General features: G+C 60.5%; 16 protein-coding genes. 14 read left to right on the top strand and 2 right to left on the bottom strand.

Annotation, left to right across the window (positions count from 1 at the left end; genetic code table 11):
• Nucleotides 1-48: 48 nt before the first annotated feature.
• Nucleotides 49-2,133 (bottom strand): acyltransferase family protein, encoded by a 2,085-nt coding sequence (locus tag ACP7D4_RS09030; RefSeq protein WP_426208733.1) that lies wholly within the window; start codon nt 2,131-2,133, stop codon nt 49-51.
• A gap of 464 nt (nt 2,134-2,597) precedes the next feature.
• Here ACP7D4_RS09030 and ACP7D4_RS09025 point away from each other — a divergent pair, with 464 nt between their 5' ends.
• Genes ACP7D4_RS09025 through ACP7D4_RS09015 form a run of 3 tightly spaced genes read left to right on the top strand, consistent with a single transcriptional unit; the run spans nt 2,598 to nt 4,015 of the window.
• Entirely contained in the window at nt 2,598-3,257 is a 660-nt protein-coding gene (locus ACP7D4_RS09025) for a MotA/TolQ/ExbB proton channel family protein (protein WP_426208731.1), read from the top strand.
• A 7-nt stretch (nt 3,258-3,264) separates the two neighbouring features.
• Nucleotides 3,265-3,702, top strand: a complete 438-nt coding sequence (locus ACP7D4_RS09020) for an ExbD/TolR family protein (protein ID WP_426208729.1) — start codon at nt 3,265-3,267, stop codon at nt 3,700-3,702.
• A complete protein-coding gene (locus ACP7D4_RS09015; RefSeq protein WP_426103784.1) occupies nt 3,689-4,015 on the top strand; it encodes a barstar family protein in 327 nt (108 codons plus the stop codon). The genes ACP7D4_RS09020 and ACP7D4_RS09015 overlap by 14 nt, the downstream gene beginning before the upstream one ends.
• A gap of 267 nt (nt 4,016-4,282) precedes the next feature.
• Here the strand turns inward: ACP7D4_RS09015 and ACP7D4_RS09010 are convergent, their stop codons facing one another.
• A complete protein-coding gene (locus ACP7D4_RS09010; RefSeq protein WP_426208727.1) occupies nt 4,283-4,648 on the bottom strand; it encodes a VOC family protein in 366 nt (121 codons plus the stop codon).
• A gap of 587 nt (nt 4,649-5,235) precedes the next feature.
• Here ACP7D4_RS09010 and ACP7D4_RS09005 point away from each other — a divergent pair.
• The 11 genes from ACP7D4_RS09005 (at nt 5,236) to ACP7D4_RS08955 (ending at nt 18,844) form a co-directional block, all read left to right on the top strand.
• Nucleotides 5,236-7,347, top strand: coding sequence for a carbohydrate-binding module family 20 domain-containing protein (locus ACP7D4_RS09005; protein WP_426103782.1), 2,112 nt, complete (start codon nt 5,236-5,238; stop codon nt 7,345-7,347).
• Between the two features lie 218 nt (nt 7,348-7,565).
• Nucleotides 7,566-10,208, top strand: coding sequence for a leucine--tRNA ligase (gene leuS, locus ACP7D4_RS09000; RefSeq protein ID WP_426208725.1), 2,643 nt, complete (start codon nt 7,566-7,568; stop codon nt 10,206-10,208).
• 2 nt (nt 10,209-10,210) lie between these two features.
• Complete coding sequence (gene lptE / locus ACP7D4_RS08995; RefSeq protein WP_426103780.1) at nt 10,211-10,723, top strand: LPS assembly lipoprotein LptE; 513 nt, start codon at nt 10,211-10,213, stop codon at nt 10,721-10,723.
• 20 nt (nt 10,724-10,743) lie between these two features.
• Nucleotides 10,744-11,760, top strand: a complete 1,017-nt coding sequence (gene holA, locus ACP7D4_RS08990; protein ID WP_426103779.1) for a DNA polymerase III subunit delta — start codon at nt 10,744-10,746, stop codon at nt 11,758-11,760.
• 208 nt (nt 11,761-11,968) lie between these two features.
• On the top strand, nt 11,969-13,234 hold the full coding sequence (locus tag ACP7D4_RS08985) for a glutamate-5-semialdehyde dehydrogenase (RefSeq protein WP_426208724.1): 1,266 nt from the start codon (nt 11,969-11,971) through the stop codon (nt 13,232-13,234).
• 13 nt (nt 13,235-13,247) lie between these two features.
• Entirely contained in the window at nt 13,248-14,630 is a 1,383-nt protein-coding gene (locus ACP7D4_RS08980) for an AAA family ATPase (RefSeq protein ID WP_426208723.1), read from the top strand.
• A gap of 11 nt (nt 14,631-14,641) precedes the next feature.
• The gene (locus ACP7D4_RS08975; RefSeq protein WP_426208721.1) at nt 14,642-15,250 is read left to right on the top strand and encodes a hypothetical protein; all 609 of its coding nucleotides are present in this window, start codon (nt 14,642-14,644) and stop codon (nt 15,248-15,250) included.
• Nucleotides 15,251-15,253: 3 nt separating this feature from the next.
• Nucleotides 15,254-15,670 carry a CopD family protein gene (locus tag ACP7D4_RS08970; RefSeq protein ID WP_426103775.1) on the top strand — a complete coding sequence of 139 codons (417 nt, stop codon included), beginning with the start codon at nt 15,254-15,256 and terminating at the stop codon, nt 15,668-15,670.
• An 11-nt stretch (nt 15,671-15,681) separates the two neighbouring features.
• Entirely contained in the window at nt 15,682-16,281 is a 600-nt protein-coding gene (locus tag ACP7D4_RS08965; protein ID WP_426103774.1) for a 2-hydroxychromene-2-carboxylate isomerase, read from the top strand.
• A gap of 68 nt (nt 16,282-16,349) precedes the next feature.
• Nucleotides 16,350-17,552 (top strand): THUMP domain-containing class I SAM-dependent RNA methyltransferase, encoded by a 1,203-nt coding sequence (locus ACP7D4_RS08960; protein ID WP_426103773.1) that lies wholly within the window; start codon nt 16,350-16,352, stop codon nt 17,550-17,552.
• Between the two features lie 11 nt (nt 17,553-17,563).
• Nucleotides 17,564-18,844 carry a multidrug effflux MFS transporter gene (locus ACP7D4_RS08955; protein WP_426103772.1) on the top strand — a complete coding sequence of 427 codons (1,281 nt, stop codon included), beginning with the start codon at nt 17,564-17,566 and terminating at the stop codon, nt 18,842-18,844.
• Nucleotides 18,845-19,007 lie beyond the last annotated feature (163 nt).

The following is a 19,007-nucleotide window of genomic DNA, read 5'->3' as shown; positions in this document are numbered from 1 at the left end:
CAGCAGTGCGATGCGCAGAGCAGGAGCGACGACGGGGGGGGCTGCCGACTATGGATGATGTCCAGCCAATAGAGGATCGAGGTGCCGCATGATCAGCGGCGCTAATGCCGTTTGAGCAAAATACAAGGATGCTGGCGGCGTCAAGTGGCCGTAGTCGTACGTCACCAGCCCAGCCTTCCGGTCATCGCCGACGTAGATCATGCAGCCTTCTTTGTTGCAAAATGCATCCATCGCCGACAGATAGTCAAAACCACCCGCACCGCGAACATACTTGTGCTGCAAGGCCGTATCACTTCTTGACGCGGCGACCATCAGATTTTCCTTGGTCCGCTTCGGCGTATGGTTCCAATATTTGCGAACAACCACCTGATACAGGAACGGTGCATAGTGCGGCACAGGGCCGACGACAATCACTGCTTTGACGCCCAGCAATTTCGCGCGCGCGGTCAGCGCCGTCAGGTTGTTGGCCGTATCGTGCCCTTCGCTCTGCCCGATGACTAGAACCGTCGGCTTTTCTTTTTCCATTACTTGAAAAGCAAACGCATTGGATCGGTTGCAGTACTTGCGGCTGCCGGGCGTGCTGCTCGGAAAATTCGCCACACATCCAGAACTTGCCACCTGGAGAATGGAGATCGAGGTCGGTAACACCTTGCGCAGTCCGAAGTTGTACTGTTGGGCGTGGGAGTCTCCCCAGATCATGACCTTGATACCGGTTTTCGGGATATAGCAATCCGTATTGATTGCCTTGCGTGGTTCCATCGTTATCTTGCCTGCCCTGTAGCTTTCCACGTCGAAAAAGTCGCATTCTATCCGGTAAGCTTCAAGAAGCCCCTGCTTGGTGGCGTACGCCCAGTCAGGCAAGGAGTTTTCGAAGTACTGGGCGTACTCGGTCCGCTCATCGACGTCGGTGCCGGGCCGAAAAGGGAGTCCGTTCTGGACAAACGTCCATACACCAGCGGCACCTACCGTGACACCAAAAGCGAGCAAAAGTGCAGCCTTCGGCACTCTGATCCTTGCTTTTCGAAATGGCAATTCTACAAATTTGTAGGTAAGCACGGCGAGAATCAGACTGATGAATATGGCCAGCATAGCGCCGATAAAGTCCAGTTCGTTGGCTCCGACGATTCTCATGTAAGTGATAACTACCCAGTGCCAAAGATAGAGCGGGTAGCTGATCAGTCCTATCGACACCAGCATTCTGTTGGCCATCACGTGCTTGTTAAGCCACGCTTGCGGGCCGGCTACGATCATTAACACTGATCCAGACACCGGCAATAGGGCCAAGAAGCCTGGGAACACGCTATCTTTGTCGATTACCACGACCGATGCAATTAACAGAACCCCGCCCGACAACGATAATACGTTGCGGGCAGCGGCAGAATTATGTATCCGCGATGAAGATATGCCATGAAAGATGCCGTGGTAAGCGGCAATGCTACCGACGAGTATCTCCCAAAATCGGTATTGCGGCATGTAGAAAGCTGCCGAACGACTAACCGTCAGTATGTGGACACCGGCACAAAAAGAAACCAGGACAGTTCCGACAATGATGGGCAAAGCGGCAATTCGCCATCGCCACAAAGCCCAAGCCGCCAGCGGGAACAAGATATAGAACTGCTCTTCGACGCCAAGCGACCATAGATGCAGAAGCGGTTTTAAATCGGAAGCGGTATCGAAATAGCCGTCTTCTTCACACAAAACCAGATTCTGAACAAATCCGACGCTCCCTGCCAGATGCTTGCCCAGCATCTTGAATTCGGTTGAAATCAAGGTGAACCAGCCGACCACATAGCAGGTCACCAGTACCAGCATCAATGCGGGGAAAATCCTGTTGACACGACGTTGATAGAAGTCAGTAAAGCTGAAATCACCTGCGCGCAAGCCCTTAAAGATAATACTGGAGATCAGATACCCGGAAATGACAAAGAAGATGTCGACGCCAATGAAGCCGCCACGCATGGTGGTCGGAAAGGCGTGATACAACACGACAGACAGGATCGCAAGAGCCCTCAGGCCATCTATATCAGGTCGGTACTTCAGATGTCGGTGGGGATATGTTCCTGCATTCACTCGAAATAATCCTTGGCCTCTTGAAGTATCAATCGTGGCCCGATTGCCCGACAATAAAGTCATATTGTTGCACAGTGGCTACGAAATGCACGGCGATATTTACGTCGGATGAGCGGCGTACTGGCAACGCTGCCCCAGTCGGGCAAAGCTGGGCTGGCAACATGAGCAATGTGCTTCATAGTATCGAGCGTAGGTCGCGCGGACAAAGCTCGGGTAGTGGATAATCCGGTATTGAACAGTTCCCGACCTGACGCCACTGTTGGCTGCTCGCATCATGAGCCCGGTTGTTATGGATTGCGTGTAGGCTTTCGTTCGGGGATGCATAGTTGATGTGATGGATACAATCCGGTGCCGTTGAAAATTGCTGAAATTGACTGGTGTTGATGAATGAAGTTGACCGACAAGAGGGTCCGTGTGATTGTAGAAAGTGGGAAATTTGATTGTGGCGGATTAAACCGTAGAGTTCGGTTACGGCACACCACGCTGCTTGTTCGGGCCCTCACGTGCTAAGCGAAGGCATGCCGGACATGCTGCCGCCCGACCAGCATTTCAGCATTTCGCGCTACTGGGAGCAGGGCGACGCCGTCAGCCACCTCGTGGCTTGCGTACTGCTGGCAATGTCGCTGGCGAGCTGGTTTTTCATTTTCGCCAGGGCCTACAGCAGTTGGCGCCTGCGCGGCGCGGCGAGCGCGCTCCACCTGTTCTGGGCCGCGCCCACGGTCACCGACGGTATTACCCTGCTGGCGCTGGCCGACAGCGAAGCTGTTTTCGCCCCGCTGCCGGCCTGCGCCCTGGCGCAAGCGGCGAGCGCGTCCAGTCTGGGCGGCCAGGTCAGCCGCAGCGACCAGATCACGCGCGTGCTGCGCCAACAAATCACCCGCTCCACGCAGCGCATTGAAAGCGGGCTGACGGTGCTGGCCTCGATCGGCGCCACCGCGCCCTTCGTCGGCCTGCTTGGCACCGTATGGGGGATTTACCATGCGCTGGCAAAGGTGTCGGCCGCGGGCGTGCTGCAGATCGACAAGGTGGCCGGCCCGGTGGGCGAAGCGTTGATCATGACTGGCTTCGGGCTGGTGGTGGCCATTCCCTCTGTACTGGCATTTAACGGCTTTAACCGGCTGAACCGGGTGGTGCTTGCCGAGCTCGACGGCTTTGCCTACGACCTGCATTCCTATTTCACCAAATAAGCGAGCAATGGCTTTCGGCAGCTTTAATCCGCAGCGGCAGCAGTCGATGTTAAGCGACATTAACGTCACGCCCATGGTGGACGTGATGCTGGTGCTGCTCGTGATCTTCATCCTTGCCGCGCCGATGTTCACGCATGCCGTCAAGCTGCAATTGCCGGCGGCGGCGGCGGCCCAAGCGGGCGCGCTGCCAGGGAGCATCATGATCGCCATCGACGCCGGCGGCGCCGTATACTGGGACGAAGACAAGGTCGACCTGGCGCAGCTGGCCGAGCGCATGGCGCTGGCGGGCGCCGCCGTGCCGGCGCCCGAGCTGCAGTTGCGCGCCGACCGCAGCACCCGCTATGAAGTCGTGGCGCAGGTCATGGCGGCGGCCCAGATGCACGGCTTGACCAAGATCGGCTTTATCACAGAACCACACAAGGAGAAACAACATGGCCAGCGCTGAACTGAACGGCTCTTCGATTATCAGCTGGGATAGCTTCCACAGCGAATGCCGGCAAGCGTTCGGCTTTCCCGAGACCTACGGCAACACCATGGATGCATGGGTCGATTGCCTGAGCTACCTGCGTGACGAAGATGGTATGAGCAAGTTTCGGCTGAAACCGAATGAAGTGCTGGACATTGTCGTCAAGGACGCCGCCGCGCTGCGCGAGCGCTTGCCCGATCTGCTGGAAGAGATCACGTTTTGCGTGGCCGGGATCAACGAGCGCTACGAGGATTACGGCGAGAAGCCGGCGCTGGCGCTGGTGCTGCGCTAGTGTCCTGAATTGGAAGTTCGTTGTTCATAAATGTTCCGAAATCGCCATGAGGCAAGGAACAAAAGCGGAGCAAGGCCGAGGCCTTGCGAGCATTTTTGACGCAGCATCGTGGGGATTGTCGGAATATTTATACAACGAACTTCCAACTCGGGACACTAGGCTGCAGCAGCGTCGCAGCGTCCTCGGGCACGCGCGCGAGGACGATGTTGGATGTTCGCGTTGCCACATGTTACGATTTTTTCGCTGTCACATCGTGGCAAGACGGCCTTATCGCACTGCCTTCAAGTCGAAATGCGGATTGTAAATCAGTCCCAGCAAGTTCCCGAACGGGTCGCGCAGATCCACCACCTTGATCGCGTCGCCTACTTCCTGGATTGCTGTGTGCACCGTTGCGCCAAGAACGACAATGCGCGCCGTTTCAGCCTCGATATCGTCCACACCCCAGTACACCGTCGCGCCCGCGGTCCCTGGCTCGCCGTCCGGCACCAGGCCCAGTTCAAAGCCGCCAATCTCGAAGCCCACATAAAACGGCTGGTCAAAGTAGGGGGCCTTGCCGAACACCTGCGTGAACCAGTCCTTGGCCTTGGCCAGGTCGGCCACCGGGTACACCGTCGTACGCATTCCGTGAATCATGCTGGTCTCCTCGTTTGCAAAAACCAGAGTGTGCCACTGCACGCCGCCCGTGTCACATGGAAGATGGCAGGAAGTCTGAAGCGCACCAGCACGTACTGACGTGCATGTAGCAAAACTACGAGATTTTATTGTTTACGTATTGACAGTATTTTCAGTTAAGCGTAGATTTATAAACCTACGAGGGCGACAGCATAGTTGCCCCGTAAAATAGCTGTAGTATAAATACAGTTGCTAGACTTATATGACCTCGCAAAGAGGCATCCGCACGGAGACGTTCTTACCTTGCCAACATCGCTGCCCGCCGCCTGCTGACTGACTTCAGCATGCCAACAGGTCGCGTGCCGCAAGACTTGTATCGCATCAACTCGCACCACTTGGCAGCACCCGTATTGCCACGGCCACGCGCCGCGCATGCAGGCTTCTCGCCTGCATGCCTTCACCGAGCAGGCGACCGAGCTTTCAGTCGGTTGCGGGCGAAGTGCGCCCTGGCGATATTGCACCGACCGCTTTGCGGCCGTATTGAACCGTCACGCCCCTGCCGATCGCAGCTGAACGGCAGCTTTCATAAAAACATAAAGGAGATTCGATTGAACACCACAACCAAGAAGTTGCTTCTGGCCGCCAGCGTAGCCGCCTGCTTTGCCAGCCCGACCGTTGCCCGCGCCGCCCCAGGCCAGGTCTATGTCAACCTGTTTGAATGGAAGTACACCGACATCGCGCAAGAGTGCAACCAGGCGCTCAAGCCGGCCGGCTTTAGCGCCGTGCAAATCTCGGTGCCGTCAGAGGCGAAGGCGAACACCAATCAATGGTGGGAACGCTATCAGCCGGCCAGCTACAAACTCGACGGCCGCCTTGGCAGCCGCCAGCAATTGGCCGACATGGTCGCTACCTGCCGCAGCGCCGGCATTGCCATCTACGCCGACGTGGTCTTGAATCACATGGCCAATGGCACGGGCACGGGCGAGGCCGGTTCGACCTACAACAGCGCCAACAATTACCCTGGCCCCGGCTATTTCAGCTCCGATTTTCACCCGCGTTGCACGGTCAATGACAGCAGCGCCCAGAATGTGCAGGAATGCTGGCTGGGCGGCGACTTGCCGGACTTGCGCACCGACTCGGCCAAAGTGCGGCAGGCGGGAGCAGCCTATCTGAGGGACTTGCTGGGCCTGGGTATCGCGGGGTTCCGCGTCGATGCAGCCAAGCACATGAACGCCAACGACCTGAAGTCGATGGTTGACCAGGCCGGGGGACTCAACAGCGCCACGGCGTCGGCGTTTGGCATGACCAAGCCATGGCTCACCGGAGAAATCTTCGGCGGCTTCGGCCCGGTTGGCGAGGACCAGCGCAGTGTGTATTTCGGTCTCGGCAGCATGAACGAATTTAAATACCCGCAAGTCATGCGCGATACCTTCACCCGCAATGGCAGCTCGATCTCGCAACTGGCGTCCCTGTTGCCGATCAATGACACCAGCCCGAATCCGCGCGGTCTGTTTGCCAGCCGCAATGCTACCGTTTTTGTCAGCAATCACGATCTTGAGCGCCACAACGCGTCGCTCACATCGCGCAACAGCGGCAAACTGTTTAACTTGGCCAATATTTTCATGCTGGCTTATCCGTACGGCCAGACCCAGTTGCAATCGGGCTTCAAGCTCACCGGCAATCAGGCTGATGACGCGACCCTTGTGCCCAGCGGGAACATCTACACCAACGGCGTGCCGAACTTCACCAATTGGGACCAGCAACACCGCTGGCGCGAAATCAGCAACATGGTGGAATTTCGCAACCAGACACAGGGCAAATGGCAGATCGACGACTGGGTTACCGACGGCAATGACCGGATTGCCTTCCACCGCGACGACCGGGGCTTTCTGGCCATTAACCGGGATGATGGCAATGCCTGGTCGCGCACCTTCCGCACCGGCATGGCGGCTGGCCGCTATTGCAACGTGATCAACGGAACGCTGAGCGCTGACAAGACGACCTGCAGCGGCGATATCGTCACCGTCAATAGCGACACCACGGCGACGCTGACGATTGCATCGATGAGCGCGACCGGGATTCCCGCCGTCGCCATTCACGCCGGACAAAAAATCGGCCCGTCGGGCGACACCACCGCGCCGTCGGTGCCAGCGGGCCTGACGGGCACGAGCACCAGCAGCTCGGTGACCTTGAGCTGGAATGCCTCGAGCGACAATGCGGGCGGCAGCGGCATGAAAGGTTATAACGTCGTGCGCGACAACGGCGCCCCGATCTTCACCACGGGCACCACCTATGTCGACGCAGGTCGCCTGGCCAACACGACGTACAATTATACGGTTTCGGCGCTCGATCTTGCCGGTAACAGCTCGGCCTTGACGGCGCCGCTTCCCGTGAAGACCCAGACTGGTAGCGTGTGTACGGTGCAAGTCAATTTCCAGGTGAGCGACAACACGACCGTGGTTGGACAGGACGTCTACGTGACCGGCAGTGGGGCCGAGCTGAACAACTGGAGTTCCGATTTGGCAACCAAACTGTCGGGCGCGGCCTGGCCGCTCTGGACCGTCTCGCGCAACCTGAACGCGGGCACTACCTATGAATACAAATACCTCAAAAAAGGTGTCCGGGCATTGCAGTGGGAAGCGGGCGTGAACCGGGCGCTTGCCGTGCCGGCCTGTGGCAGCGCAGCGGTGACCGTGGCGTTGACCAGCTTCCGTCAGTAACAGCAGCATGAATGCGCATTCCGGTCTGTCCTGACCGGTTGCGGCTGGCACCGGCATCGGCGGTCACGAAGCCGGCGTCGGCGGTCGCGACGCCCGCCCGGCATCGCATTGAACGCCGCTGCCCCGTCGTCCAGCCAATCGCCTCCCTCGCTCCTCCCGCCGCAAGGCTGAACCGGTATAATCACCGGTTCATATTCATTTCCGGCCCGCCCATCACCATGCAAGATAAATATAGTCCCGCTGACGTCGAACAAACCGCCCAAGCCCACTGGAAGGCGATCGATGCCTACAAAGCGGTGGAAAACGACCCACGTTTCCCCAAAGGCAAGTATTACGCCTGCTCGATGCTGCCTTACCCATCGGGCAAGCTGCACATGGGCCACGTGCGCAACTATACGATCAATGACGTGATGTACCGCTACCTGCGCATGAACGGCTACAACGTGCTCATGCCCATGGGCTGGGATGCGTTCGGCATGCCCGCCGAAAACGCGGCCATGCAGAACAAGGTGCCGCCGGCGCAATGGACGTACTCGAACATCGCCCACATGAAGGAGCAGATGGAGTCGATGGGCCTGGCGATCGACTGGTCGCGCGAAATGACCGCCTGCACCCCCGAATACTACAAGTGGAACCAGTGGATGTTCCTCAAGATGCTGGAAAAAGGCATCATCTACAAAAAAACGGGCACCGTGAACTGGGACCCGGTCGACCAGACCGTGCTGGCCAACGAGCAGGTGGTCGATGGGCGTGGCTGGCGTTCCGGCGCGCCGATTGAAAAGCGCGAAATCCCCATGTATTACGCGCGCATCACCGACTACGCGGACGAACTGCTCGACTATGTCGACAACAAGCTGCCCGGCTGGCCCGAGCGCGTGCGCACCATGCAGGCCAATTGGATCGGCAAGTCGGTCGGCGTGCGCTTTGCGTTCCCGCACACGATCGCCGCCGCCAATGGCGAGGCGATCAGCGACGGCAAGCTGTACGTCTTTACCACCCGCGCCGACACCATCATGGGCGTGACCTTTTGCGCCGTGGCGCCCGAACACGCGCTGGCGCAGCATGCCGCGCAAACCAATCCTGAACTGGCCGCGTTCATTGCCGAGTGCAAGCTTGGCAGCGTGATCGAAGCGGACATGGCGACCATGGAAAAGAAGGGCATGCCCACCGGCCTGTTCGTCACCCATCCGGTCAGCGGCGAGCAGATCCAGGTCTGGGTCGGCAACTACGTGTTGATCACCTATGGCGACGGCGCCGTGATGGGCGTGCCCGCGCACGACGAGCGCGACTTTGCCTTTGCCAAAAAATACGACCTGCCGATCAAGCAGGTGGTGGCCGTCGAAGGCAAGGAGTTTTCGCTGGAAGGCTGGCAGGAATGGTACGGCGACAAGGAAAACGGCATGTGCATCAACTCGGGCAATTACGACGGGCTTGACCACATCGCTGCCGTCAACGCCGTCTCGGGCGACCTGGCCACCAAGAACCTGGGCGACAAGAAGGTCACCTTCCGCCTGCGCGACTGGGGCATTTCGCGCCAGCGTTACTGGGGCACGCCGATCCCGATGATCCACTGCGCTGACTGCGGCGTGGTCCCGGTCCCCGAAAAAGACTTGCCCGTGATTTTGCCGGAAGACTGCGTGCCGGACGGCAGCGGCAACCCGCTCAACAAGTACGAAGCGTTCCTGCAGTGCGCCTGCCCGCAGTGCGGCAAACCGGCGCGCCGCGAAACCGACACCATGGATACCTTTGTCGATTCGTCGTGGTATTACATGCGCTATACATCGCCGGGCAGCAAAAACGCCATGGTCGACGAGCGCAACGACTACTGGATGCCGATGGACCAGTACATCGGCGGCATCGAGCACGCCGTCATGCACCTGCTGTATGCGCGCTTTTACACCAAGGTCATGCGCGACATGGGCCTGGTCAAGTTCGACGAGCCGTTTGTCAATCTGCTCACGCAGGGCATGGTGCTCAACGAGACTTACTATCGCGACGATGCAGCGGGCAAGAAGAGCTGGTACAACCCGGCTGAAGTCGACCTGACGCTGGACGACAAGGGCCGTCCGCTGGGCGCCGTGCTGCAGGCCGACGGCAATCCGGTGTGCATCGGCGGCACCGAGAAGATGTCGAAGTCGAAGAATAACGGCATCGATCCGCAGGCGCAGATCGGCCAGTACGGCGCCGACACCGCGCGCCTGTTTACGATGTTCGCCTCGCCCCCGGAGCAAACGCTCGAGTGGTCCGACACCGGCGTCGAAGGCGCGTCGCGCTTCCTGCGCCGCGTGTGGGCGTTTGCCTTTGCGCAGGCGCCGCGCGTTACTGCGGCCCTGGCCGCCGGCGAGACCGGGGAAGGCGTCGAAGCCCACAAGACGCTGCGCCGCGAACTGCACAAGCTGCTGCAGCAGGCGGACTACGACTTGAAACGCATCCAGTACAACACCGTCGTGTCAGCCTGCATGAAGATGCTCAACACGATGGAGTCGGCCAAGCTGGAAGACGGCCCGGCCACCGACGCCGTGATGGCCGAAGGCTTGTCGATCTTCCTGCGCGTGCTCAACCCGGTTGCGCCGCACATCACCCACGTGCTGTGGGAAGAGCTGGGCTACGCGGGCGTGCACGGCGACATCCTCAACGTGCAATGGCCGCAGGTTGACCCGGCAGCGCTGGAGCAGGCCGAGATCGAGATGATGATCCAAGTGAACGGCAAGCTGCGCGGCTCGATCAAGGTCGCCAAGGATGCCGACAAGGCGTCGATCGAAGCGCAGGCGCTGGCCTGCGAAGCGGTGCAAAAGTACATCGAGACGCCGCCGAAAAAGGTGATCGTCGTTCCCGGCAAGTTGATCAGCATCGTGGTCTAGGCATGAGCGCCTTTCGCAGGTTCGCGCTGGTGCCGCTGTTAGTGCTGATGCTGGCAAGCCTGTCGGCCTGCGGCTTTACGCTGCGCGGCTCGGGCGGCACCTACAGCATGCCGTTCAAGAGCATCTACCTGGGCTTTGCCGAGACATCGGCGCTGGGCACTGAGCTGGGGCGCAACCTGCGCGGCGGCGACCGGGTCGATGTGGTCAGCGACATCGGCAAGGCCGAGGCGCGCTTCGAGGTGCTGTCCGAAAAACGGTCCAAGTCGATTCTCTCGCTCAACGCCCAGGGCCGGGTGCGCGAATACCTGCTGAACTACACGCTGGTGTTCCGGGTGCTCGACAACAAGGGCGACGAGCTGTTGACCCCGACCGAAATCGCACTCAAGCGCCCGCTGACCTTCAATGAAAGCCAGGTACTGGCCAAGGAAGCGGAAGAAGCGCTGTTGTACCGCGACATGCAGACCGACCTGGTCCAGCAGATCATGCGCCGCCTGGCCGCGGTCAAACCGAACTGAGACCGGACTGAGACCGAACGATGCAGCTGCGCGTTGATGCACTTGAAGGCCACCTGGCAAAGGCGATCGCACCGTTGTATGTGATCAGCAGCGACGAGCATCTGCTCGCGCTGGAAGCGGCCGACAAGATCCGCCGCGCCGCGCGCGCCAACGGTTTTTCCGAGCGTGATGTGCTGACGGTGGAGCGCAGCTTCAAGTGGGGCGAGCTGCTGGCGGCCAACCAGGAAATGTCGCTGTTCGGCGACAAAAAACTGATCGAGCTGCGCATCCCGACCGGAAAACCCGGCAAAGACGGCGGCGCCGCGCTGCAGGCGTACGCCAAGGCGCTCAGCCCCGACAATGTGACCCTGATCACCTTGCCCAAGCTGGACTGGCAAACTGCCAAGGCGGCCTGGGTTGGCAGCTTGCAGCAGGCCGCGGTGTACATCGAGATTCCCATCATCGAGCGCGCCGCGCTGCCCAACTGGATCGGTACGCGCCTGGCGGCGCAGGGGCAAAGCGCCGAGCGCCAGGGGCTGGACTTCATCGCCGACCGGGTCGAGGGCAACTTGCTGGCGGCGCACCAGGAAATCCTGAAGCTGGGACTGTTGCATGAACCGGGCAAGCTGACGTACGAGCAGATTCACGAAGCGGTGCTCAACGTGGCGCGCTACGATGTGTTCAAGCTGTCCGAAGCCATGCTGGCGGGTGACCCGGCGCGCCTGGTGCGCATGCTGGAGGGTTTGAAAGGCGAGGGCGAGGCGCTGCCGCTGGTTTTGTGGGCCGTCGCCGAGGAAATCAGGACGCTGTTAAAATTGAAATCCGGGATGGCCCAAGGCAGGCCGCTCGGACTGCTGCTCAAGGAGGCCCGGATCTGGGGCCCGAAGGAGCGCATGATGGAACCGGCACTCAGGCGTATCTCGCTGGCGGCGCTGGAAAAGGCGCTGCAGGATGCAGCGCAGGTGGACAAGATGATTAAGGGCCTGCGCGCGAAAGCGTTTGCGGGCGATGTCTGGGATGCGATGCTGCATCTGGCATTGAAGGTCGCACGCGGCTGATCGACGGTTGGGGCAATGCATCTGAACTCAGAGCCGAGCCCGACGTTTTTCGGCCCTGCGGTTCGCCGTCCACGGCGACGCATGGCGGAATGCACTGCGTTTTTCCGCCCTACGCAAATTGCCGCCTGCTTAACGTAGGGCGGAAAAGCTTCGGGCTCTGAGTTCCCCTCGCATTCCGCCAATGCACGTACATAGATAAAGCAAACAAATGAACATTACCGAATACATGCAATCCGTCGGCCAACGCGCCCGCGTCGCCTCGCGCGCCATGGCCCGTGCCGACAGCGCCACCCGCAACCGCGCGCTGCTGCTGATCGCCGACGCCATTGTGCGCGACGCCCCACTGCTGCGCGCCGCAAACCAACTCGACCTCGACGCCGCCCGGGCATCCGGCCTGGCCCCCGCCATGCTCGAGCGCCTTGCGCTGTCCGAATCGGCCATCAACACGATGGTCGAAGGCCTGCGCCAGATCGTCTCGCTGTCCGACCCCATCGGCGAAATCTCGAACCTGAAATATCGCCCCAGCGGCATCCAGGTCGGCCAGATGCGTGTGCCGCTCGGCGTGATCGGCATCATCTATGAATCGCGCCCCAACGTCACGGTCGACGCGGCGGGCCTGTGCATCAAGAGCGGCAACGCCACCATCCTGCGCGGCGGCTCGGAAGCCATCCACTGCAACCGGGCGCTGGCCAAAATCGTGGCCGAAGGCTTGCTCGGCGCCGGCCTGCCGACCGATGGCGTGCAGGTGGTCGACACCACCGACCGCGCCGCCGTGGGCGCGCTGATCACCATGCCGCAGTACGTGGACGTGATTGTCCCGCGCGGCGGCAAGGGCTTGATCGCGCGCCTGATCGATGAAGCGACGGTCCCGATGATCAAGCACCTGGACGGCATCTGCCACGTGTATATCGACGCCAAGGCCGAGATCGCCAAGGCGCTGGCGATCGCCTTCAATGCCAAGTGCCAGCGCTACGGCACCTGCAACACCATGGAAACGCTGCTAGTGGCGCGCGCGATTGCGCCGGCCGTGCTGCCGCAGCTGGTCGCGCTGTACGCAACCAAGGAAGTCGAGCTGCGCGCCGACCCGGAAGCGTTCGCGCTCCTGGCCGGCTACCCGCACCTGGTTGCGGCCACCGACGAGGACTGGAGCACCGAGTATCTCGGCCCCATTTTGGCGATCAAGACGGTGGAGAACATGGACGAAGCGATCGACCATATCAACACCTGGTCGTCGAAGCACACGGACGCCATCATCACCGAAGACTACAGCGCCGCCATGCGCTTTTTGCGCGAGGTCGATTCGGCCTCCGTGATGATCAACGCATCGACCCGCTTTGCCGACGGTTTTGAATACGGCCTGGGCGCCGAGATCGGCATTTCGAACGACAAGCTGCACGCGCGCGGCCCGGTTGGCCTGGAAGGTTTAACATCCTTGAAGTACGTCGTCTTCGGCCACGGCGAAATTCGCAACTGATGAGGTATCGAGCATGCTGATCCGGTTTCGCATCAAGGGATTCAAGAGTCTTGAAGATGTGGACCTGCGTTTTGGCGCCTTGACCGTGCTGGTCGGGCCCAACGATTCGGGCAAGTCGAACGTGCTTGATGCGATCAATTTCCTGTCGCGGCTGTGTGATGGATCTGTAGCCGATGCGGCGGCCGGCGTGCGTCCCTCGGCTGCGTTGTCGCGTGATGCGGTTTCCATTTTCTCCGTGACGCGCCATGGCCGGGCGGAAACCATGACGCTTACCGCCGACTTCCTGGTCGATCAGCACGTGGCGGACCATCAGGGGCACAGGGGAACGAGCGCCGCTACCGCGCTGCGTTATCAAGTCTGCTTGAGGCGTCAGCTTGAAACGGCAGCGGCGCCGGCCGGCATCGTGATCGAGTCCGAAACGCTAGAGGGCATCAGCAGTGCTGAACTTGCCGATCACATCGGCTTTGACATGGCTCCATCATTTCTTGAGTCTCTGCATGCCGGCGCGAGCAGTAAGCATTTCCTGTCGATGGATGCGGACCATCCCGGTACCTTGCTGGTGGCCGCTGAAGAGCGGGGCGCACCGCCCACCCGCTTTGCGCTGGGCGCATCGGCGCGCACGTTCCTTAGTACATGCGAGACGATCGAGCGCCCAACGGCGCTTGCGGCCCGGCGCGAGATGCAGCGCTGGTGCGTCATGCGGCTGGAAGTTGCAGCGCTGCGCCGGCCGGATGGCCTGCATGCTTCGCCCTATCTCGCGCCGGATGGCGCGCATTTGCCGTCGGTACTGGAACGGCTCAATTGCGATGAAGCCATGGTTTACCGGCTCGCAGCCCTTGTGCCCCGCGTGACCCATATCACCGTCGATATCGACCAACTGGCGGGAAGCAAAACCTTCCATGTCGAGACCGTCGGGGAAGGACGCATCGATGCCGCTTCGCTTTCTGACGGCACACTGCGTATGCTCGCCTTTGCCGCGATTGCAATGGACCCGGACCCGGACGGTCTGATCTGTATCGAAGAGCCGGAAAACAGCTTGCACCCGAGCGCGCTGCGCCTGCTCGTTAATCTGATCGGCGAGACGGTTGTGGACGCGAGATTCCCGGTTGATGCGGATAATCCATTACGGCAAATTTTGCTTGTTACGCATGCCCCCAATATCGTACAGGCAGCCGGTATCGACGATGTGCTGGTCGCGGCAACGTATAATCGTGATGGCGCGCGCTTTAGCATATTCAGCCCCTTGGCCGGTAGCTGGCGCGCCCGGAGCGGCGTGCCGAGTGCGGTGGGGTTCGGCGCCTTGCTCTCTTACCTGGAATCAGGGGACGGGGACGCAGTCGAGGCGGACAGTCCGGCCAGCGTTTTGCGCTCATATCGCCACTTGCCGTCGACGTAGGTCAGCGGCTGATGATTCTTCGCTATACGCTTGTCGCCGACGGCAGTTCCGACCAGTTGCTGATGCACGTCATCGACTGGCTGATTGCTTTTCACAGGCCCGATCTGGCAGTAACTGGCAGCTTTGCCCGCGATCTCGGCAGGGTCGGGAGCCGATTGTCGGATCGTCTGCCGGCAGCGCTCACGTTATATCCGTGTGATATGCTTTTCGTGCACCGCGATACCGAAGGAGTCGCTATCGCAGAGCGCGTGCGCGAGATTGACGAGGCGGCGCGGCCCTTGCATTCGCACTGGGTGCCGGTGGTGCCGGCGCGCATGACGGAAGCGTGGTTGTTGTCCGATGAAATTGCGATCCGCGCCGTTGCGGAAAACAAGTATGGCCATGTCAGGCTCGACTTGCCGCCCAAGCGGGAGTGGGAAACAGTGATCAATCCCAAACAAGTACTGTTTGATGCACTGGTGCTTGCCAGCGGAAAAACGCGGCGGGCGCAGGCCAGGTTCTCACTTCCTAAAGCCCGCGCCATGGTCGCTGCGTGGACGACCGATTTTTCACCCTTGCGTGGGCTTGCGTCGTTTGACGCGCTCGAAACAAGCTTGCTCAACGTTCTTATGGATTTCTAAAATATGCTCTGGATTAAAGCTCTGCACATCGTCTTCATCGCGTCCTGGTTCGCCGGCCTGTTCTACTTGCCGCGCATTTTTGTCAACCTGGCGATGGAAACCGACAAGGCCGCCATTGCCCGCCTGCTGCTGATGGCGCGCAAGCTCTACAAATTTACCAACTACCTGTCGATTCCCGCGGTATTGCTTGGCGTGGCGCTATGGCTGGGCTGGCGCGAAATCTTCACCGGCGGCTGGCTGCACGCCAAGATCGCGCTGGTGGTGCTGGCAATTGGCTACAATCATGCCTGTGGCGCCATCCTTAAAAAGTTTGAAAAAGGCGTCAATACGCGCTCGCACACTTGGTTTCGCTGGTTTAACGAGGTGCCGGTCGTGCTGCTGCTGGTCATTGTCATCCTGGTGGTCGTCAAACCTTTCTGATTGGCACAAGCATGGGCAAGACCGTCACTTATTATCTGACACCGCAGTCGCCATGGACCTACCTGGGCCATGAACGCCTGGTGGCACTGGCAAAAATGCATGACGCCAGGATCGACATCAAGCCTTTCGACCTGGGCAAGGTGTTCAGCGTCTCGGGCGGGCTGCCGCTGGCCAAGCGCGCGCCGCAGCGCCAGGCTTACCGCCTGGCCGAGATGGCGCGCTGGGCCACGCAGCTTGATTTGCCACTGAACGTACAACCGAAGTTTTTCCCGGTGCCGCCCGAGCAGGCGGGCAAAATGATCATCGCCGCGCGCACCAGCCTGGGCGAGGATATTTCGCTGGCGGTCGCAGGCGCCATCATGCGCGCCCTGTGGGCCGAAGAAAAAAACATCGCCGACGAGGCCACGCTGGTGCAGGTGGCCGATTTGTGCGGCCTGGACGGGCGCATGCTGCTCAAGTCCGCCGCAACCGCCGGCGTGCAGGAACAGTACGACAAGAACACGGACGAAGCGATCGGCGCCAACGTCTTCGGCGCGCCATGGTACGTGGTCGATGGCGAAGCGTTCTGGGGCCAGGACCGGCTTGATTTCGTGGAACGGGCAATAAGCTAAATTAATTGAGCAATACCAGCAATACCAGCAATACCAGCATTTTTTACACAACGGATAAAGGGTACACCATGGCTTCATATTTTTGTCCTTGCCCGCGCGGCATGGAAGCGGCGCTGGCCGAGGAACTGGGCGAAATCGCGCTCACCAGCACCACCATGAAAGTGCACAATCAAGTGCCGGGCGGCGTGCACTGCTCGGGCGACATCACCGATTCGTACCGCATCAACCTGCATTCGCGCATCGCTTCGCGCGTGCTGATGCGCATCGCCCACCAGAGCTACAAGAACGAGAACGACATTTACGACCTGGCGCTGGCGCAGCCGTGGGAAGACTGGTTCGGCGTGGACCACACGATCCGGGTCGACGTCACCGCCGTCAAGTCCCCCTTGCGCAGCCTGGAATTTACCACGCTCAAGATCAAGGATGCGATCTGCGACCGCTTCCGCGACCAGTTCGACCAGCGCCCGTCAGTCAATACGCGCGAGCCGGACATGCGCATCGTCGGCTTTCTGGACGCGCGCAATTTCACGCTGTACCTCGACACTTCGGGAGAGGCGCTGTTCAAGCGCGGCTGGCGCGAAGAAACGGGCGACGCGCCGCTGCGCGAAAACCTGGCGGCGGGCATGCTGCGCGTGGCCGGCTGGAAGCCTGGCATGGTGCTGTTCGACCCCATGTGCGGCTCGGGCACGATCCTGATCGAAGCGGCGCAAATGGTGCAGGGCATTGCGCCAGGCGCGAGCCGCCGCTTTGCCTTTGAAAAGTTCAACACCTTCGTGCCCGGCCCGTGGCAAGAGATGAAGAACGCCATTGCGCCAAGCGCACTGCCGGCAGAACCAACCATTTTCGGCAGCGACATTTCGGGCGACATGATCGAAATGACGCGCCACAACCTGAAAATTGCCGGCATCCGCTTCGAGGTGCCGCTCAAGCAGATCGAGGCGCAGGAAGTCAAGCCGCCGACCGAGCAGCCGGGCATCCTGCTCACCAACCCGCCCTACGGCGAGCGCATCGGCGTGCGCGGCGACAGCACGGTGCCGGCCGATGAAATGTCGGTCTCGTTCTACTCGGCGCTGGGCACCACGCTCAAGCAGCGTTTCGCCGGCTGGACCGTGTTCCTGTTCACGGCCGACCTGTCGCTGCCAAAACTGCTGCGCCTGAAAGAAGCCCGCAAGACGCCGTTCTTCAATGGCGCGCTCGAATGCCGCCTGTTCAGGTTTGACATGGTGGCCGGTTACAACCGCCGCGAAGAAGCCAAGCCCAAGCAGCCATAAGGAGCGTTGTCATGTTCCCCAGCCCGCCATCGAACCTGCCGCCGGACCCGGTCACCCCGGTGCCGCTGCGGCCGGTGCACCAGATGGCGCTGCCGGGAACGGTGATGCTTGCCACGCTGCTGGCGGGGCTGTCGATGCTGGGGCCGTTTTCCATCGACGCCTACCTGCCGGCCTTTCCCAACATCCAGGCCGACCTGAAGGCCACGCCGATCGAGGTCCAGCAAACCCTGACGGCCTACATGCTGGCCTTTGCCGCCATGGTGCTCTGGCATGGGGCCCTGTCGGATGCTTTCGGGCGCCGCAACGTGATCCTGGTGTCGCTGGTGGTCTTCGCCATCGGCACCTTTGGCTGCGCCGCCTCGCACTCCGTGCACTACCTGTGGATCTTTCGCATTATGCAGGGCGTGTCCGCGGGGGCCGGCGTGGTGGTGGGGCGCGCGATCATCCGCGATCTGTATGCCGACGCGGCGGCGGTGCGCCTGCTGTCGCTGGTGACGATGATCTTCACCATCGCCCCTGCCATCGCGCCCATTTTGGGGGGCTGGATCGTGGCCTATTCCGACTGGCGCACGATCTTCCTCGCCTTGCTGGGCTACACGGTGCTGCTGTTTATCTATTGCTACAAGCGCTTGCCGGAAACGCTGCCGCCGGACAAGCGCCAGCCGTTCAACCCCGGTTTTCTGTGGCAAAGCTACAGCGCCATCTTCAGTTCGCCGCTGTTCCACATGAAAGCCGGGGTGGTCGCGCTCAATTTTGCCGGCTTGTTCCTGTACATCACGGCCGCGCCGGTGATGCTGCCGGTGCATCTGCACCTGGGGCCGGACCAGTTCGGCTGGCTGTTCATTCCGTCGGTCAGCGGCATTTTCATGGGCGCGCTGGCCGCCAACCGGATTGCCGGAAAAATCACGTATGCGCGCCAGATCGGCATCGGCTTTGGCTTTTTGCTGTTTGCCTGCGCCGTCAACGTGCTCTATCACAGTTTGTTTCCGCCAGCGCTGCCGTGGTCGGTCGCGCCGATGTTCATCTACACCTTTGGCATGTCCGTCATCGCCCCGGGCGCCACGCTGCTCACGCTCGACCTGTTTCCCCACATCCGCGGCACTGTCGCCTCGTGCCAGTCGTTCGCGCTCACTTTGCTGGGCGCGCTGGTGGCCGGCGTGATCGCGCCTTTCCTGTCGCACTCGGTGCTCTGGCTGGCTATCGGGCAAGCCTGCTTCGCCCTGCTGGCGCTGGCGCTATGGATCGCGTCGCGTCTGTATCGGCGTTCGCTGGCCCGCAATCCGGCACTGTGACCGCGCTGTAACCCCGCTGCGATATCGACAAAAGAGCAAGATTGCATTTATGCATATTCTTAGAGTTAATTTTGGTGTAGTTATGCTAATATCGTTTTTTCCAAATCCACAGGCGCGGGCCGCAAGCCGCGTCCGGGCTGCATAAAAAAATATTGTCGTGGCT

The organism is Massilia sp. TWP1-3-3, from assembly GCF_049897805.1.
Taxonomy (GTDB): domain Bacteria; phylum Pseudomonadota; class Gammaproteobacteria; order Burkholderiales; family Burkholderiaceae_D; genus Telluria_A.
The sequence above is the reverse complement of the archived record's forward strand: the minus strand, read 5'-3'. Positions and strand labels throughout refer to the sequence as shown.

What these genes read in the sequence shown, in the direction of transcription:
- holA (WP_426103779.1), top strand. Translation starts at nt 10,744, where the DNA reads ATGCAGCTGCGCGTTGATGCACTTGAAGGCCACCTGGCAAAGGCGATC.
- lptE (WP_426103780.1), top strand. Translation starts at nt 10,211, where the DNA reads ATGAGCGCCTTTCGCAGGTTCGCGCTGGTGCCGCTGTTAGTGCTGATG.
- ACP7D4_RS09010 (WP_426208727.1), bottom strand. Translation starts at nt 4,648, where the DNA reads ATGATTCACGGAATGCGTACGACGGTGTACCCGGTGGCCGACCTGGCC.
- ACP7D4_RS08970 (WP_426103775.1), top strand. Translation starts at nt 15,254, where the DNA reads ATGCTCTGGATTAAAGCTCTGCACATCGTCTTCATCGCGTCCTGGTTC.
- ACP7D4_RS08960 (WP_426103773.1), top strand. Translation starts at nt 16,350, where the DNA reads ATGGCTTCATATTTTTGTCCTTGCCCGCGCGGCATGGAAGCGGCGCTG.
- ACP7D4_RS09020 (WP_426208729.1), top strand. Translation starts at nt 3,265, where the DNA reads ATGGCTTTCGGCAGCTTTAATCCGCAGCGGCAGCAGTCGATGTTAAGC.
- ACP7D4_RS08975 (WP_426208721.1), top strand. Translation starts at nt 14,642, where the DNA reads ATGATTCTTCGCTATACGCTTGTCGCCGACGGCAGTTCCGACCAGTTG.
- ACP7D4_RS08980 (WP_426208723.1), top strand. Translation starts at nt 13,248, where the DNA reads ATGCTGATCCGGTTTCGCATCAAGGGATTCAAGAGTCTTGAAGATGTG.
- ACP7D4_RS08985 (WP_426208724.1), top strand. Translation starts at nt 11,969, where the DNA reads ATGAACATTACCGAATACATGCAATCCGTCGGCCAACGCGCCCGCGTC.
- ACP7D4_RS09025 (WP_426208731.1), top strand. Translation starts at nt 2,598, where the DNA reads ATGCTGCCGCCCGACCAGCATTTCAGCATTTCGCGCTACTGGGAGCAG.
- ACP7D4_RS09030 (WP_426208733.1), bottom strand. Translation starts at nt 2,133, where the DNA reads ATGACTTTATTGTCGGGCAATCGGGCCACGATTGATACTTCAAGAGGC.
- ACP7D4_RS09015 (WP_426103784.1), top strand. Translation starts at nt 3,689, where the DNA reads ATGGCCAGCGCTGAACTGAACGGCTCTTCGATTATCAGCTGGGATAGC.
- ACP7D4_RS08955 (WP_426103772.1), top strand. Translation starts at nt 17,564, where the DNA reads ATGTTCCCCAGCCCGCCATCGAACCTGCCGCCGGACCCGGTCACCCCG.
- ACP7D4_RS08965 (WP_426103774.1), top strand. Translation starts at nt 15,682, where the DNA reads ATGGGCAAGACCGTCACTTATTATCTGACACCGCAGTCGCCATGGACC.
- leuS (WP_426208725.1), top strand. Translation starts at nt 7,566, where the DNA reads ATGCAAGATAAATATAGTCCCGCTGACGTCGAACAAACCGCCCAAGCC.